General features: G+C 74.6%; 11 protein-coding genes. 5 read left to right on the forward strand and 6 right to left on the reverse strand.

Features of this window, described 5'->3' with window-relative positions; genetic code table 11:
• Positions 1–34 precede the first annotated feature (34 nt).
• The 4 genes from ACGF4F_RS22015 (at position 35) to ACGF4F_RS22030 (ending at position 4,265) form a co-directional block, all read left to right on the forward strand.
• Positions 35–1,000: a glutathione S-transferase family protein gene (locus ACGF4F_RS22015; protein ID WP_393079752.1), complete on the forward strand. Its 966-nt coding sequence runs from the start codon at positions 35–37 to the stop codon at positions 998–1,000.
• Complete coding sequence (locus ACGF4F_RS22020) at positions 993–1,613, forward strand: DUF998 domain-containing protein (RefSeq protein ID WP_393079755.1); 621 nt, start codon at positions 993–995, stop codon at positions 1,611–1,613. The genes ACGF4F_RS22015 and ACGF4F_RS22020 overlap by 8 nt, the downstream gene beginning before the upstream one ends.
• Positions 1,614–1,843: 230 nt before the next feature.
• Positions 1,844–3,136 carry a dicarboxylate/amino acid:cation symporter gene (locus ACGF4F_RS22025; RefSeq protein ID WP_393079845.1) on the forward strand — a complete coding sequence of 431 codons (1,293 nt, stop codon included), beginning with the start codon at positions 1,844–1,846 and terminating at the stop codon, positions 3,134–3,136.
• Positions 3,137–3,197: 61 nt separating this feature from the next.
• Complete coding sequence (locus tag ACGF4F_RS22030; protein WP_393079758.1) at positions 3,198–4,265, forward strand: NADH:flavin oxidoreductase/NADH oxidase; 1,068 nt, start codon at positions 3,198–3,200, stop codon at positions 4,263–4,265.
• Positions 4,266–4,392: 127 nt separating this feature from the next.
• Here the strand turns inward: ACGF4F_RS22030 and ACGF4F_RS22035 are convergent, their stop codons facing one another.
• The 6 genes from ACGF4F_RS22035 to ACGF4F_RS22060 all read right to left on the reverse strand — a co-directional run bounded on the left by ACGF4F_RS22035 (position 4,393) and on the right by ACGF4F_RS22060 (position 14,229).
• The gene (locus tag ACGF4F_RS22035) at positions 4,393–7,929 is read right to left on the reverse strand and encodes an ATP-binding cassette domain-containing protein (RefSeq protein ID WP_393079761.1); all 3,537 of its coding nucleotides are present in this window, start codon (positions 7,927–7,929) and stop codon (positions 4,393–4,395) included.
• Positions 7,930–8,015: 86 nt separating this feature from the next.
• Positions 8,016–8,609, reverse strand: a complete 594-nt coding sequence (locus ACGF4F_RS22040) for a TetR/AcrR family transcriptional regulator (protein ID WP_393079764.1) — start codon at positions 8,607–8,609, stop codon at positions 8,016–8,018.
• An 89-nt stretch (positions 8,610–8,698) separates the two neighbouring features.
• Entirely contained in the window at positions 8,699–10,849 is a 2,151-nt protein-coding gene (locus tag ACGF4F_RS22045) for a YhgE/Pip family protein (RefSeq protein ID WP_393079767.1), read from the reverse strand.
• A gap of 156 nt (positions 10,850–11,005) precedes the next feature.
• Entirely contained in the window at positions 11,006–11,731 is a 726-nt protein-coding gene (locus ACGF4F_RS22050) for an ATP-binding cassette domain-containing protein (RefSeq protein WP_393079770.1), read from the reverse strand.
• Between the two features lie 152 nt (positions 11,732–11,883).
• Positions 11,884–12,723, reverse strand: coding sequence for a GNAT family N-acetyltransferase (locus ACGF4F_RS22055; RefSeq protein ID WP_357433623.1), 840 nt, complete (start codon positions 12,721–12,723; stop codon positions 11,884–11,886).
• Positions 12,724–13,002: 279 nt separating this feature from the next.
• A complete protein-coding gene (locus tag ACGF4F_RS22060; RefSeq protein ID WP_393079774.1) occupies positions 13,003–14,229 on the reverse strand; it encodes an MFS transporter in 1,227 nt (408 codons plus the stop codon).
• A 121-nt stretch (positions 14,230–14,350) separates the two neighbouring features.
• Here ACGF4F_RS22060 and ACGF4F_RS22065 point away from each other — a divergent pair, with 121 nt between their 5' ends.
• Positions 14,351–14,935 carry a PadR family transcriptional regulator gene (locus tag ACGF4F_RS22065; protein ID WP_073832556.1) on the forward strand — a complete coding sequence of 195 codons (585 nt, stop codon included), beginning with the start codon at positions 14,351–14,353 and terminating at the stop codon, positions 14,933–14,935.
• The last annotated feature ends 39 nt before the right edge of the window (positions 14,936–14,974 follow it).

Genomic DNA, 14,974 nt, shown 5'->3' on the forward strand with positions numbered 1-14,974 from the left:
GGATATCCGCGCCCGGAACGGATAGGTTGACGGCATGGCCCGCGCCCAGTTCAGCGCAGAGAGCACCCGCAGCGGTGAGTTCGTCCGCCAGCCCAACCGGTTCACCGGTCGGGTCACCCCGCACTCCACCTCTCCCGAGGGCGGCGGCCCCGACGACCAGGGCCGCTGGCCGCTGGAGGCCGGCCGGTACCGGCTCATCTGGTGCCGGGCCTGCCCGTGGGCGCACCGGGCCCGGATCGTGCGCAACCTGCTCGGGCTGGAGGACGTGATCTCGCTGGGCACGGTCGACCCGATCCGGGACGAGCGGGGCTGGCGGTTCGCGCTCGACCCGGACGGCTTCGACCCGGTGCTGGGCATCAGCTTCCTCTCCGACGCGTACCTGGCCACCGACCCGGACTACACCGGCCGGGTGACCGTGCCGGCGCTGATCGACACGCTGACCGGCCGGGTGGTGACCAACGACTACCCGCAGCTCACCCTGGACTTGTCCACCGAGTGGCGGCGGTTCCACAAGCCGGGCGCGCCGGACCTCTACCCGGTCGAGTTGCGCCCGGAGCTGGACGCCCTGATGGCGGAGATCCACCGGGACGTCAACAACGGCGTCTACCGGTGCGGCTTCGCCACCTCGCAGGAGGCGTACGACGAGGCGTACAGGGCGCTCTTCGCCCGGCTCGACCTGCTGTCGGAGCGGCTGTCCGGGCGCCGCTACCTGATGGGCGACCAGATCACCGAGGCGGACGTGCGGCTGTTCACCACGCTGGTCCGCTTCGACGTGGCGTACCACGGGCACTTCAAGTGCAACCGGCAGAAGCTGACCGAGATGCCGGTGCTCTGGGCGTACGCCCGGGACCTGTTCCAGACCCCGGGCTTCGGCGAGACGGTGGACTTCGACCACATCAAGCGGCACTACTACGCCACCCACGACATGATCAACCCGACCCGGATCGTGCCGCTCGGACCGGACCTGCACGGCTGGACCACACCGCACGGGCGTGGCTGATCCCGGCGCCGCCCGGGCCGCCGCCGCGTCGGCCGCCGCCGGCTGCGTCGTGGCCGGCACGGTCGCCGTGACGGTCGCCGTCGTCGCCGGTCCCGGTCCGGGCCTGACCGGGTACGTCAGCGAGGCCGGCGTCACCGACAGCGGGTACGCCGGGGCGTACCGGATCGGGATCTTCGCCCTGGCGGCGGCGCTGCTGCTGCTCGCGGCGGCGCTGCCTCCGGCGCTGCGGTCGGCGGCGGTCCTGCTCGCCGCCGGTGGGACCTGCACTGTGCTCTCCGGCGCGGTGACGTGCAGCGCCGGCTGCCCGCTGCCGCCGTTCGAGGCCGCCACCGTGGCGGATCTGGTGCACGGCGGGGCCAGCGTGGCGGCCACGGCCGCGGTGGTCTTCGCGATGCTGGCGCTGGTGCTCGCCCCGGCGGCGGGCCGGCCGCTGCGCCGGATCGCCGGAGCCGGCGCGGCGCTGGCTCTGCCGCTCTCGGGGGCGATCGCGCTGGCCATGCTGGTGGTGGGCCGCGGCGAACTGGTGGGGGTGTTGGAGCGGCTGCTGCTGGCGGTGGCCGCCGCCTGGGGCCTGGCCACGGCCACCGCCCTGGGGCTGTCCCGCCGACCGTGACGAACGGATGAACTCTGCCAGTAAGGAGCATCACGGCGGTCGATCCTTCCGCCTGTGGACTGGCTGGGAGTAGCATGCGCAGGCGATGACCAACGTCTGGCACCTCACCGAGCGCCTGTACGTCGACCTCCGACGGCAGGCCAGCGGCGTCTGTCCGGCGCAGCCTCGTTCCTGACGCTGCCCTGACCGCCCCCTCTTCAGACCTTGGACGCATCCTCATGGCTTCCGCCCTGCGCAAATTCCCCTTTTCCCTGCAAATCCTGCTCGGCCTCGTGCTCGGCGTGGTGCTCGGCTTCGTCGCCCGCACCAATGACGTCAGCTGGCTGACCAGCACCCTCGACACGGTCGGCCACCTCTTCGTCCAGCTCCTCAAGCTGGCCGTGCCGCCGCTGGTCTTCACCGCCATCGTGGTCAGCGTGGTCAGCCTGCGCGGCGTGGCCAACGCGGCCCGGCTGGCGCTCAAGACGCTGCTCTGGTTCGGCATCACCGCGCTGATCGCGGTGAGCCTCGGCATCGGCATCGGCCTGCTCACCGACCCGGGCAAGGGTGTCACGCTCGACCTGGCCGGCGCCGCCGCCCCGAAGAGGACCGGCTCCTGGACCGACTTCCTCACCGGCATCGTCCCGACCAACCCGATCGGCGCCTTCGTGGAGGGCAACGTCCTCCAGATCGTCTTCCTCGCCCTGGTGGTGGGCGCCGCCGCGATGCTGATCGGCGAGGCCGCCGAGCCGTTCGTGGCGCTCAACCGGTCGCTGCTGGCCATCGTGCAGAAGGCGCTCTGGTGGGTCATCCGGCTCGCCCCGCTCGGCACGCTCGGCCTGATCGGCAACGCGGTCGCCTCGTACGGCTGGGACCTGCTGGCCCCGCTCGCCAAGTTCACCACCGCCGTCTACGTCGGCTGCGCGATCGTGCTCTTCGTGGTCTACCCGCTGCTGCTGGTGGCCGCGGGCCGGCTCAACCCGCTGCGCTTCTTCGCCGGCGCCTGGCCCGCCATCGAGCTGGCCTTCGTCTCCCGCTCCTCGGTGGGCACCATGCCGGTGACCCAGCGCTCGGTCGAGCGGCTCGGTGTCCCCCGGGAGTACGCCTCCTTCGCGGTGCCGTTCGGCGCCACCACGAAGATGGACGGCTGCGCCGCCATCTACCCGGCCCTGGCCGCGATCTTCGTGGCCCAGGTCTTCGGGGTGCACCTGGGCGTCACCGACTACCTGCTGATCGCCTTCGTCTCGGTGGTCGGCTCGGCCGCCACGGCCGGCCTCACCGGCGCGATCGTCATGCTCACCCTGACCCTGAGCACGCTGGGCCTGCCGCTGGCCGGTGCCGGCCTGCTGCTGGCGATCGACCCGATCCTGGACATGATCCGCACCGCCACCAACGTGGCCGGGCAGGCGCTCGTGCCGACCATCGTGGCCGCCCGCGAGGGCACCCTCGACCGGGCGGCGTACGACTCGGCCGGCAAGCGCGACCTGGTGGACGCGGACGAGGCCGACCGCCCCGCGGAGCGGCTCGCCCCCGTCCCCGCCTGACACCGCTGATCGAGAGGGGCCCCACCCGGGGCCCCTCTCCGTGTCGTTGGAGGATCCCGACATGAGTGCCCTGTTCACCCCGCTCGCCCTGCGCGGCGTCACCCTGCCCAACCGGGTCGCCATGGCGCCGATGTGCCAGTACAGCGCCGGCCCGGACGGTCTGCCCACCGACTGGCACCGGATCCACCTCGGCTCCCGCGCCGTCGGCGGGGTCGGGCTGATCATCACCGAGGCCACCGCCGTGGTGCCCGAGGGGCGGATCAGCCCCCAGGACACCGGGCTCTGGTCCGGTGCGCACGTCGACGCGTGGCGGCCGATCACCGCGTTCCTCGCCGGGCAGGGGGCGGTGCCGGCCGTGCAGCTGGCGCACGCCGGGTTCAAGGCGTCGACGTACCGGCCGTGGGCCGCGCACCGGGGTGGCGTGCCGGACGCCGAGGGCGGCTGGACGCCCGTCGGCCCCGGCAGCGAGCCGTTCCTGCCCGACTATCGGCGGCCGACCGCGCTCGACAAGGCCGGGATCGCCCGGGTGGTCGAGGCGTTCGCCGTCGCCGCCGGGCGGGCGCTGGACGCCGGCTTCCGCGCCGTGGAGATCCACGCCGCGCACGGCTACCTGCTGCACGAGTTCCTCTCCCCGCTGACCAACCGGCGCGACGACGCGTACGGCGGCGACCGGGCCGGCCGGATGCGGCTCACCCTGGAGGTGGCCCGGGCGGTCCGCGCCACCGTCGGTGCGGCGGTGCCGGTGCTCACCCGGATCTCCGCCACCGACTGGGTGGACGGCGGCTGGACCGTCGAGGACAGCGTGGTGCTCGCCGGCGAACTGGCCGCCGCCGGGGTGGACCTGGTGGACGCCTCGTCCGGGGGCGCCTCGGCCGGGGCGAGCATCCCGGTCGGCCCCGGCTACCAGGTGCCGCTGGCCGCGCGGATCCGCCGCGACGCGGGCGTGCCCACCGGCGCGGTCGGCCTGATCGTCGAGCCGGAGCAGGCTGAGCAGATCGTCGCCGGCGGCGAGGCCGACCTGGTGCTGCTCGGCCGGGAGCTGCTGCGCGACCCGTACTGGCCCCGCCGCGCCGCCGCCAAGCTCGGCGCCACCCCCGACTGGCCGAACCAGTACACCCGCGCCTTCTGACCCACCCCGACCACCCTGGCCAGCCGGGCCGGGTGCCAGGTCGATCATGAGGTTGGCGGAACGATTCGCCCCTTTCGCCCCCGCCAACCTCATGATCACCGGATGTCGGCGAACCGGGGTGGTCTGGTCAGCCCGCCAGGTGGGCCCAGTTGGTTTCCAGGTCGCGCCACGGCCCCTGCGCCACCACTGCCCCGTCTACCAGCACCACGACGTGGTCCGCCCGGACCAGCGCGGCCCGTTTGGCGGTCGACCCGACCACGGTCACGCCGTGCTCCCGCAGTGCCGCCCAGAGCGCCAGCTCGGTGGTGACGTCCAGCGCGGACGACACGTCGTCGGCGACCAGCAGCTCGGTACGCGGCGCCAGCGCCCGGGCCAGCGCCAGCCGCTGGAGCTGCCCACCGGAGAGCCGGGTGCCCTTGTGCCCAATGAGGAGCCCGAGTCCACCGCCGGCGGCGGCCAGGTCGTGGTCGAGCTGGGCGGTCGACACCGCCTCGGCGGCGTCCACCTGGTGCCCGAGCGCGATGTTGTCGGCCACGGTGCCGGAGAGCACCCGGGGCAGCTGGCCGACGTAGCCGACCTGGTTGGGGCGGAGGAACAGCTCCGGCTCGGTCACCGGCTCGCCGTTCCAGCGCAGCGCGCCGGTGTGGTGGACGATCCCGGCGAGGGCCCGCAGCAGCGACGACTTGCCGGATCCGACCGGCCCGACCACCAGCACCAACTGTCCCCGGTCGACGGTGAGGTCGACGTCGCGCACGGCGAGGGTGCCGTCGGTGTGCAGCGCGCCGAACCCGGCCAGCTCCAGCCGGCGCAGCGGCCGCCGGGCCGCAGGCACCGGGGCCGGGGCGGTGCCGGCCGCGATGTCCACGCCCGGCACCGTCGCCGAGTACGCGGCCACCCCGGCCATCGCCACGGTCCGTCGGGTCCACACCCGGGCCGACGGGTAGTGGGACACCAGCGCGGCGGTGGTCCAGGCGAACCAGCGGGCCGCGCCGAGGGTGGAGACGGCCACCAGCACACCGCCGGCGGAGAGGCCGCCGGTCAGGTAGAGCGCCCACGCCCCGATCGGCAGCAGCCCACTGGCCATCGACGGAGTGGACCGCGCCCACACCTGCATGGCGATCTCCCGGCGCTGCCGGTCGCTGCGGACGACGTCCAGCCGGGCGAGGTGGTCCAGCACCGGGCGGGTGGCACCGGCCAGTTTCACCGTACGGGCCGCCGACAGCGAGGACACCAGGGCGGTCGCGAACGCCGCCCGCGCCTTCACCGTGCCCCGGGCGGTGCGTTCCAGCCGGGGGCCGAAAAGCGTCGCGGCCAGGCCGGAGACCACCATCGTGCCCACGAAGAACAGCCCGGGCACCACGCTGCCGGTCACCGCGACCATGCTCACCAGCAGCGCCAGGGCGATGAACTGGTCCATCAGGTTGTCGGCGAGCTGCACCACCCGGTCGGTGTCGCCGCCCTGGGCCACCACCTCGGCCGGGGTGTGCCCGCTGACCCGGCGCGGTCCGGTCTGCCCGTGCACCAGGCGCGCGCTGATACGCAGCATCTGCCGGACCCACCACTGCGGGAACCGCAGGTTGGTGAGGAACGGCAGGGGCAGGATCAGCAGCAGCGCGGCGGCGATGCCGAACGCCGGCAGCCACGGGTCGCCGTCGTCGACGACGTCCGCCCACAGCCAGGGCAGGATCGAGCCGTCGAGGCCGAGCAGCAGCATGACGACGAACATGGCAACCGAGGCCAGGCCGTAGCGGGGATCGTTCAGGCCCAACCGCAGGATCTCCCGCATGGTCCGCGCAGGTGGTGCGGGTGGCGCCGGCGGCGGGTCGGTCTTCGGTACGGCCACCGGTCGCTCGGCCGGTGCCGGCGCGACGGTTGCCCCCGGTCGCTCGGCCGGCGCCGGTGCGACGGTCGCCCCCGGCTCGTCGTCCCACTCGCCGGCCGGCGCGGGCAGCAGGTCCACCCCACCGCGCCCCGCGGTCGCGGCGGCGTACGCGCCGGCATGGCTGTGTGCCAGCAGTTCGGCGAAGCGTTCCGACTTCTGCAGCGGGCCGGCCTCCAGCACCGCACCGTCACCCATCACCACGACCTCGTCGCAGCGGCGCACCGAGGAGAGCCGGTGCGCGATGACGATGCCGATCCGGCCGGCGAGCAGCCGCTCGGTGGCCTGGCGTACCCGGTTCTCGGTGACCGGGTCGAGCCGGGCGGTGGCCTCGTCGAGGATCACCACCTGCGGGTCCCGGACCAGGATCCGGGCGAACGCCACGAGCTGCTCCTGCCCGGCGGAGAGCGCCTGCCCGCCCTCACCGAGCCTGGTGTGCACCCCGTCGGGCAGCTCGGCGACCCAGCCGCCCAGCCCCAGCTCGCCCAGCGCCCGGGGGGCTTCGTCGAGCAGGTCGGGGTCGAAGAGGGCGACGTTCTCGGCGAGCGTGCCGGCCAGGATCTCGGTGCGCTGCGGCACCACGGCGACCCACTGCCGCAGCCGCTCCACGTCGAGGTCCACCAGGTCGGTGTCGCCGAGGAAGACGGTGCCGCGCGGCACCTCCACCGCCCGGGTGAGCACCTTGGCGAGGGTGGACTTGCCCGACCCGGTCCGCCCCACCAGGGCGTAGGACCGGCCACGGGCGAAGGTGAGTCGCACGTCGCGCAGCGCCGGGCCACGGTCGGCGTCCGAGGTGGCGGGGTAGCGGAAGGTGAGCCCCCGCACCGTGAGGTCGCCCTCGGCCGGGGCGACGCCGCCGGCGGGTTCCTGGCGGGCGTCGGAGAGCAGCTGCACGCGGGCCCACGCGCCGAGCGCGTACTGCAGGTGCGGCACCCAGCGGGCGATGTGCTCGACGGTGGCCCCGAAGGCGAGGGCGAGCAGCCAGATCGCAGTGAGTCGGGTGCCGTCCACCCGGCCGGTGGTGAGCGCCCACGCCCCGGCGAGGACGACGGCGGCGATGCCGGCCCGGATACCCCCGCCGGCGACGGTGGTGACCTTCGCGGACATGAGGAACACCCGCTTGCCGCGGGCCAGCACCTCGGCGGCGCGCCGGGCGTACAGCCGCAGCACGTACGGCTGGGCGAGGCTGGTCCGTACGTCGTCCTGGCCGTGGACGGCCTCCTCCATCACCGCGGCGAGATCGGACCAGGCCTCTTCCTCGGCCATCCGGGCCGGGCCGATGCGGGCGGTCGGCCGGCGCAGCACCACGCCGAGCAGCACGGTCAGCACCACCATGCCGACCCCGGCGGGCCACCAGACGAAGAGCGCGCTCACCGTGGCCAGCAGGCAGACCGCCAGCCCCTGGGCGAGCCGTACGCCGGTGTTCCGCAGCTCGGAGGCGACCTGGTAGACGTCGTTGTCGATGCGGTCGAGCAGCTCGCCGACCGGGGTGGTCTCCAGGGTGGGCAGGTCCTGCCCGAGGGCCACCCGGCAGAGCCGGCGGCGTACGTCGGCCGACCAGTCCGCGGTGACCCGGGCCATCACCAGCCCGATCACCAGGTCGCTGACGACGGCGGCGACCAGCGCGGCGGCCAGCAGCACGAACCAGCCGGACGACCGCTGCACGAGGACCGGGCCGGCCAGCGCGGAGGCGGCCGCCTGACCGCCGGCGCCGAGGACGGTCAGGAACCCCACGAGGGCCATGCGGCGAGGTGCGGTGGCCCAGAGATCTCGGAGCAGGCGCATGGACAGTCCTCCGGACTCGGGTCGATGGGGGCGGTACCCCCAGCCTTCCGGCCCGGTCGCGACCACTCAAACCATTTACGTGCGGTTCACGTCTGGGCGACCCGGCGGACGATGCCGAGCAGCGCCTCCTGCACGTCCTCGATCGGCCGGTCCGGCTGGAAGACCAGCCAGTCCACGGCCACCACCAGACCCACGCCGAACAGCGCCGAGCTGGCCGTACGCACGTCCAGGTCGGCGGGGAGGTCACCGCTGGCCACGCCGGCCCGTACGGTCTCCGCGATCACCTCGATGGCCTCGCCGCGCAGCAGCCGCAGGGTCTGCTGCCACTCGCGGTTGGTACGCCACATCTCGGAGAGCAGGAGCTGGGCGAAGGCCCGGTAGCGGCGGATGTACTCCAGCTCGGCGCGGACCAGCGCGGCGAGCGCCTCGCGGGGCGGCACCCCGGCGACCGCGGCGCGGAAGTCGGCGGTGAGCAGGCCGATGCCGTGCCGCAGCAACTCCTCGAAGAGGACCGTCTTGGACTCGAAGTTGTAGTAGACGGTCCCCTTCGCCACCCCGGCACGGGCGGCGATGTCGTCCACGGTGGTGGCGGAGAAGCCCTGCTCGGCGATGAGCTCCACCGCCGCCACGAAGAGGCGCTGGCGGGTGTCCTCCCGTCGGCGCGACCGTCCGTCCGTCACTCGCCCTCCCCGTCGACCCGTCCGGTGCGGGCCGCCGGAGCAACCCGCGCCGGGGCCGGGCGCCACCGCCGTACGGCCCATGAGCATCCTCACATGACCAGTTCGGGGTGCAGCTTGGCCGGGGTGAGCCGGCGGGACCGGCGCGCCGCGCCGACGGTGAGCGCCAGCGCGCCCGCCCCGAACGCGACCAGCACCAGCGCCCCGGTGACCACCGGCCCGCCCGGGCCGCCGTTGATGGTGTGCCGCAGCCCGGCCACCACGTACGTCATCGGCAGCCAGGGGTGGATCGCCTGGAAGAAGCCGGGCGAGGTCTGCACCGGGTAGGTGCCGCCGGAGGAGGTGAGCTGCAGCATCAGCAGGGCCAGCGCGGCGAGCCGGCCGGCCGGGCCGAGCGCCACGCCGAGCAGCTGCATGATCGCGGTGAACGCCAGCGAGGTCAGCGCGAGCAGGCCCAGCGTCGCCATCCGGTGCTGCGGGTCGAGGCCGAGCACCAGGGTGACCACGGCGAACAGCACGGCGGACTGGGCCAGACCGATCGCCGCGGCGGGCAGCCAGCCGGCGAGGGCGACCCGCCAGCCGGGCGCCCCGGACATCACGTGCCGCCGGTTGACCGGCCGCAGCAGCATGTACGTGATCATCGCGCCGACCCAGAGCGCCAGGGCCAGGAAGTACGGCGCGAAGCCCACCCCGTACGAGCCGGCGGGGTGGTGCGCGGTGCGGAGCAGGCCGACCGGGTCGCCGAGGATGCCGGAGCGGCTGTCCGCGTCGTGGTACCCGGGCAGCTTCCGCTCACCGGCCGCGAGCCCGTCGGCGAGGTCACCGGCGCCGCTCTCCAGCTTGGTCAGCCCGTCGGCGAGCCGGTTGCTGCCGCTGCTGAGCTGGGCCAGGCCGCCGTCGAGCTGCCGGGCACCGGTGGCGAGCCGGTAGAGCCCGCCGCGGAGCTGATGGGCGCCGTCCGTGGCGCTACCCAGCCCGTCGCGGAGCTTGGCGCTGCCCTGGGCGAGGGTGTTGAGCCCGCTGGCGAGCTGGTCGACCTGGGCGCGGGCGGCGGCGACGTCGTCGGCCAGGTGCGGCGCCGCGGCGGCGACCGCCCGAGCGGTCTGCTCGACCTCGGTCATCTGCTTCTTCAACGCCGTGAGGTCGGTCCGATCGAGGGCGGAGGTCATGGCGCGGGCCGCGGTGACGGCGTTGTCGGCGGCCCGCCGCGCGGCGCCGAGGTCGGGGTCGTCGGCCAGCTCGGGGTGCGTCTTGACCACGGCGTCGAGGCGGTCGCGGACCTGCTCGGCCTGGGTCACCACCTCGTCGGCCCGGGCCGGGAGCGCGTCGAGGCCGTCGGCGAGCGCCTGCGCGCCCTCGGCGACCAGGCTGGCGGCCCGCTGGATGTCGGCGGCGTTCCGGCGCAGCAGCGGCTCGTACCGGTCGGCGGCGGCGTCCACCTTGGCCGCGGCGGCGCGGGTCTCAGTGGCCGCGCGGTTGGTGCCGTCGGCGATCTGTGCCGCGCCGGCGTAGAGCTGGTCGAGGCCGCCGGCGAGCTGCTCCGCTCCCCGCACGGACTGGTTGAGGCCGCCCGCGAGCTGCCCGGCGCCGTCCTCGGCGGTGCCCAGCCCGTCGGCGAGCTGTCCGGCCCCCTGCTGCGAGGCGCCGAGCCCGTCGTGGAGCTTGCCGGCCCCGTCGGCGGCCCGGCCGGTCTCGGCCTTGGCGTCGGTGAAGCCGATCAGCATCCGGTCGAAGTACGACGCCGCGGTGCTCTCCGCGGCGGCGGCCCGGATCTCGCTGAACGCGGAGCGGGCGAGCAGCCCGGACAGGTAGTTGGTGGCGTCGTCGTTGACCACCTGCAGCTCGCCCCGGCGGGCCGGCTGGTCCGGTTCCGGACTGGCGACGAGGGTGGCGGAGAAGTCGGCGGGGATGGCGAAGACCAGATGGTACCGCCCGTCGCGCAGCCCCTCGGTCGCGTCGGCCTGGTCGGTCACCGTCCAGCCGAAGACCTTCCGGTCCAGCAGCTCGTCGGTGAGGTCCCGCCCGGCGTGCACCTCGCTGCCGTCGCCGGCCTTCGCCGGCCGGTCGGCGTTGACCAGGGCGACCGGGATCCGGTCGAGGTTCCCGTACGGGTCCCAGAAGGCGTAGAGGTAGAGCGCGCCGTAGAGCAGCGGGATGACGGTGAGGACGGCGAGCGCGGCGCGCGGCAGCCGACCCCGGGTCATCCGGCGCAACTCGAAGAGCGCGAGTCGAACGACGCTCATGCCGGCACTCCGCTCCGCTCCGTGCCGCCATGAGGCACCACCACACTGAACCTGCTGATTCGCTCGCTGCGCTCGCTCATGCCGGCACTCCGCTCCGCTCCGTGCCGCCATGAGGCACCACCACACTGAACCTGCTGATTCGCTCGCTGCGCTCGCTCATGCCTTCACCTCGGCGGTCTGGTCCCGGTCGGCCGCGACGCGCGGCGCGACCGGGGCGGGGGTGGGGAGGGACGGGTCGCCGATCCGGTGCACGATCGCGGTGGCGCCCGGCTCGACGGCCCGGCCGCTGGCGATCACCGCGTACCCCCGGTCGGCGAGGCGGGCCAGGGCGGCCCAGATCCACTCCCGCTCGGGGGCGTCGGAGCCGGCGTCCACGTCGTCGGCGACGATCAGGCTCGGGCCGCTGAGGCTGGCCAGCACCAGCCCGAGCACCTGACGCTCGACGGGGGTGAGGTCCCGGCCGTACCGGTCGGGGTCGAGCGGAGCGTCGGTGAAGCCGGCGCCGGCGATCGCGGCGGCGAAGGCGTCCCGGCGGTACGCCCGGCGGGCCCGCACGGCGGCGACCGGGACGAGTTGCCGGCGGCGGCGCGGCACCGGCCCGAGCAGCAGCAGCCGCTCCTGGATGTGCTCGGCCACGGTCAGCGTCGGGTCGGGTTCGTGCACGCCGACGACCTGCCCGAGCGCCGCTGGCCCCCGGCGGCGCAGTTCCCCGTCGGTGTGCGGGAAGCGCCCGGCCAGGGTGAGCAGCAGGGAGGTACGCCCGCTGCCCGGCGGCCCGGTCACCGCGTGCAGCTCGCCCGCCTCGGCGGTGAGGTCCACGTCCCGGTACACCCAGCCGCGGCGGGTCCGCAGCCCGAGCCCGCCGGCCTCGACGATCTTCATCGCCCCGTCCTGAAATCTAAACTGACTGGTCAGTGCAAAAACATGCCCAGCATAACGCCAGCTGTCCGGTTCGACGCAATTCGGGGCGGCGTGATCCCGGCCATGCCGCAGGCCAGCAGGCGACCGCTGTGCCGAGGCGTGGAGAGGACCCCTCAGAAGAGGACGGTGGCGAGGGTGCCCACCGGGCGGAAGCCGCAGCGCTCGTAGACCCGCCGGGCGGGCAGGTTGAAGTCGTTGACGTAGAGGCTGACCGTCGGGGCGACCCGGATCAGCGCGTCCCGCACCACCGCCGCCATGGCCGCCGTGGCGATCCCCCGGCCCCGCCACTCCGGCGCCACCCAGACCCCCTGCACCTGGGCGGTCCGCCTGGTGACCACGGCCAACTCGGCCTTGAAGATCACCTTGCCGTCCGCGAACCGGGCGTAGGCGCGGCCCGCGCGGACCAGGTCGGCCACCCGCCGCCGGTAGCCGCGCCCACCGTCCTCGGCCAGCGGCGAGACGCCGACCTCCTCGGTGTACATCGCCACGGCCGCCGGGAAGAGCCGATCGACCTCACCGCTGCGCACCCGGCGCACCTCCGGGTCGGCCGCCACGGCGGGCAGGGCGTCCGTGGCCAGCAGCGGCTGGTTCGGGCGTACGTCCCGAGCCGGCCCCCAGTATGCGGAGAGGCGATCCCAGAGCCCGAGCACCGCGTCGGCGCGGCCGACGATCGAGGAGCAGAGCCGCTCCTCGGTGCTCAACTGGTCGGCGAAGGCCGCCACCGCCGGCGCCGTGGCGAGCACCGGCGTCAGGTTGCCACCCAGCCAGCAGATCGACTCCAGGTGGCGGCGGGAGCCGTAGCCCAGGATCCGCCCCTCGGCCCGCCACCAGGCCAGCCCGCGGGCCGCCACCCGCTCGGCGACCTGCGCGCCGGCATAGGGGTCGAGGTCCAGCAGCCGCTCGACCGCGCGGCGCTCCGACTCCCCCAGTTGGCGTACCGGCACCGTCAGCACGGATACCAGCCTGCCAGATGCACCCCGGCGCGCGCGGGCTGACCTGCGGACCGCGACGGGATGTCCGGCCCCGGATCGCCGAGCGGCGACTCAGCCGGCCGGCGGCCCCGGCGAGCTGCCGCCCCGGTGACCTGCGGCGCAGCCGGCCGCCGGTTCGACCGAGGGGCGGAAAACCGAGCGGCGGCTCAGCCCAGCGGCAGCGGTGCGGCAACCGGCTCAGCCCAGCGGCAGCCGCGCCGCGACCGGCTCAGGCCAACCCGGACCGCCGCGGCCGCCGGCTCACCCGACCGGGACCGGCGCGGCCGCCGGCTCGACCGGCCGGGTCCGCCCGGCCCAGGCCACCACCGGTGGCACCAGCGCGCCGAGCAGCAGGAACAGGCCGCCGAGCAGCAGCCAGCCCGGTACGCCCCAGCCGACGGCCAGGGTGGTCACCACCACCGGCGCCACCATCGAACCGAGCTGCATGCCCATCCCGTACGCACCCTGGTACTGGCCCTGTGCGTGCGCCGGGGCGAGGCCGAACGAGATGCCCCAGCCGGCCGCGGCGTGCCACAACTCGCCCACCACGTGCACCAACGCCCCGCCGAGCAGCAGCGGCACGGCGACCGCGGTGGGTACGCCGCCACTGGCCGCGAAGAGCGCGCAGGTGACCGCGATGACCGCACCGGCGCGCCGGGCGGCCCGGCCGGCGCCGGCCAGCTCCTCGGTACCGCGCGAGGCGCGGACCTGGAAGAGCACCACGACCACGGTGTTGACCAGCAGGCATGCCGAGATGAGCCAGCGCGGGGCGGTGGTGTGCCCGGCGATCCACAGCGGCAGGGCGATGTTGATCAGGCCGAAGTGCATCGACATCAGCCCGTCGAGCACGGTGAAGGCGAGGAACGGGCGGTCCCGCAGGGCGATCAGCCGTGGCCCGTGTGCCGGCGCCGGCACCGGCGGCACGGGTGGCAGCCGGAGCAGCACCGCGGCGGCCACCAGGTAGGTGGCGCAGTCGAGCAGGATCAGCGACACGTAAGCGGTCCGGGTGTCGGCGGCCAGGGCGACGCCGGCCAGCACCGTGCCGACCGAGATCCCGACGTTGGTGACCGCGCGCAGGTAGGCCCGGGTGCGCACCCGCTGGTCCGGGGGCACCGCGCCGGCGATCAGCGCACCCCGGGCACCCCGGGTGGCCGAGTCGGCGACCGCCATCAGCACCCCGACCACCAGGAAGCCGGCGAACGAGCGGACGGCCACCAGGGCCGCGGTGAATCCGGCGGAGGCGAGCAGCGCAGCGATCTGGAGGCCGCGCGGGCCGAGCCGATCGGCCAGGTAGCCCATCGGAGTGCTGGCGACCAGGCTCACCAGCGCCGTGATGGTGAGGCCGACGCCGACCTGGGCCACCGTGAGCCCGACCGAGCGGGTCAGGAAGAGGGCGCTGGCGGTCAGCCAGGTGCCCCGGCCGACGGTGTTGACCAGCGTGGAGAGGGCGAGCGTCCGGGCCGGACCCGGTTCGGGAAGCAGGCGCACGTCGGGCAGCTTAACAAGACGTACGTACGGTTTTGCACTTCGCCATCAGAACGTCTTGTCGGCGATGCATTGCCGATATATCGTCGACGCATCAGTGATACGACGACAGAAGGAGAGCCCGATGGGTTTCCACCGACGGATGCACGCCATGCACGAGATGCGGATGCGCGGCTTCGGCTTCCCGCCCGTACCCCCAGGGCCGCCGTTCCCGCCCGGACCGCACGGCCACGGGCATGGCCGCGGCGGACGCGGCCGCGGACGGGGCCGCCGGCCCAACGTGCGCGGCGCCGTGCTGGCCCTGCTCACCGAGCGACCGATGCACGGCTACGAGATGATCCAGGAGATCGACTCCCGGACCGGCGGCGCCTGGCGGCCCAGCCCCGGTTCGATCTACCCCACCCTGCAGCTGCTCGAGGACGAGGGTGTGATCACCGCCGCCGCCGACTCCGACGGCGGCCGGAAGCGGTTCGCCCTCACCGAGCAGGGGCGGGAGGAGGCGGCCACGGCGGCCCAGACCCCGCCCTGGGCGGAGTTCGCCGAGACGACCGTCAACAGCTGGCACGACATCCGCGACGCCGGCGCGCAGGCGATGCACGCGCTGCGCCAGGTGATGATGACCGGCACCGACGACCAGCGGGAACGCGCCGCGCAGGTGCTCGACGAGACCCGCCGCAAGCTGTACGCCATCCTCGCCGAATCCGAGTGAGCACGGCCGGCGCGCCGGCCGGGGTGGCCAGGACCCGAC

Source organism: Micromonospora sp. NPDC047740 (assembly GCF_043204735.1).
In the GTDB taxonomy this organism is placed as follows: domain Bacteria; phylum Actinomycetota; class Actinomycetes; order Mycobacteriales; family Micromonosporaceae; genus Micromonospora.

What these genes read in the sequence shown, in the direction of transcription:
- ACGF4F_RS22015 (WP_393079752.1), top strand. Translation starts at nt 35, where the DNA reads ATGGCCCGCGCCCAGTTCAGCGCAGAGAGCACCCGCAGCGGTGAGTTC.
- ACGF4F_RS22030 (WP_393079758.1), top strand. Translation starts at nt 3,198, where the DNA reads ATGAGTGCCCTGTTCACCCCGCTCGCCCTGCGCGGCGTCACCCTGCCC.
- ACGF4F_RS22035 (WP_393079761.1), bottom strand. Translation starts at nt 7,929, where the DNA reads ATGCGCCTGCTCCGAGATCTCTGGGCCACCGCACCTCGCCGCATGGCC.
- ACGF4F_RS22045 (WP_393079767.1), bottom strand. Translation starts at nt 10,849, where the DNA reads ATGAGCGTCGTTCGACTCGCGCTCTTCGAGTTGCGCCGGATGACCCGG.
- ACGF4F_RS22050 (WP_393079770.1), bottom strand. Translation starts at nt 11,731, where the DNA reads ATGAAGATCGTCGAGGCCGGCGGGCTCGGGCTGCGGACCCGCCGCGGC.
- ACGF4F_RS22065 (WP_073832556.1), top strand. Translation starts at nt 14,351, where the DNA reads ATGGGTTTCCACCGACGGATGCACGCCATGCACGAGATGCGGATGCGC.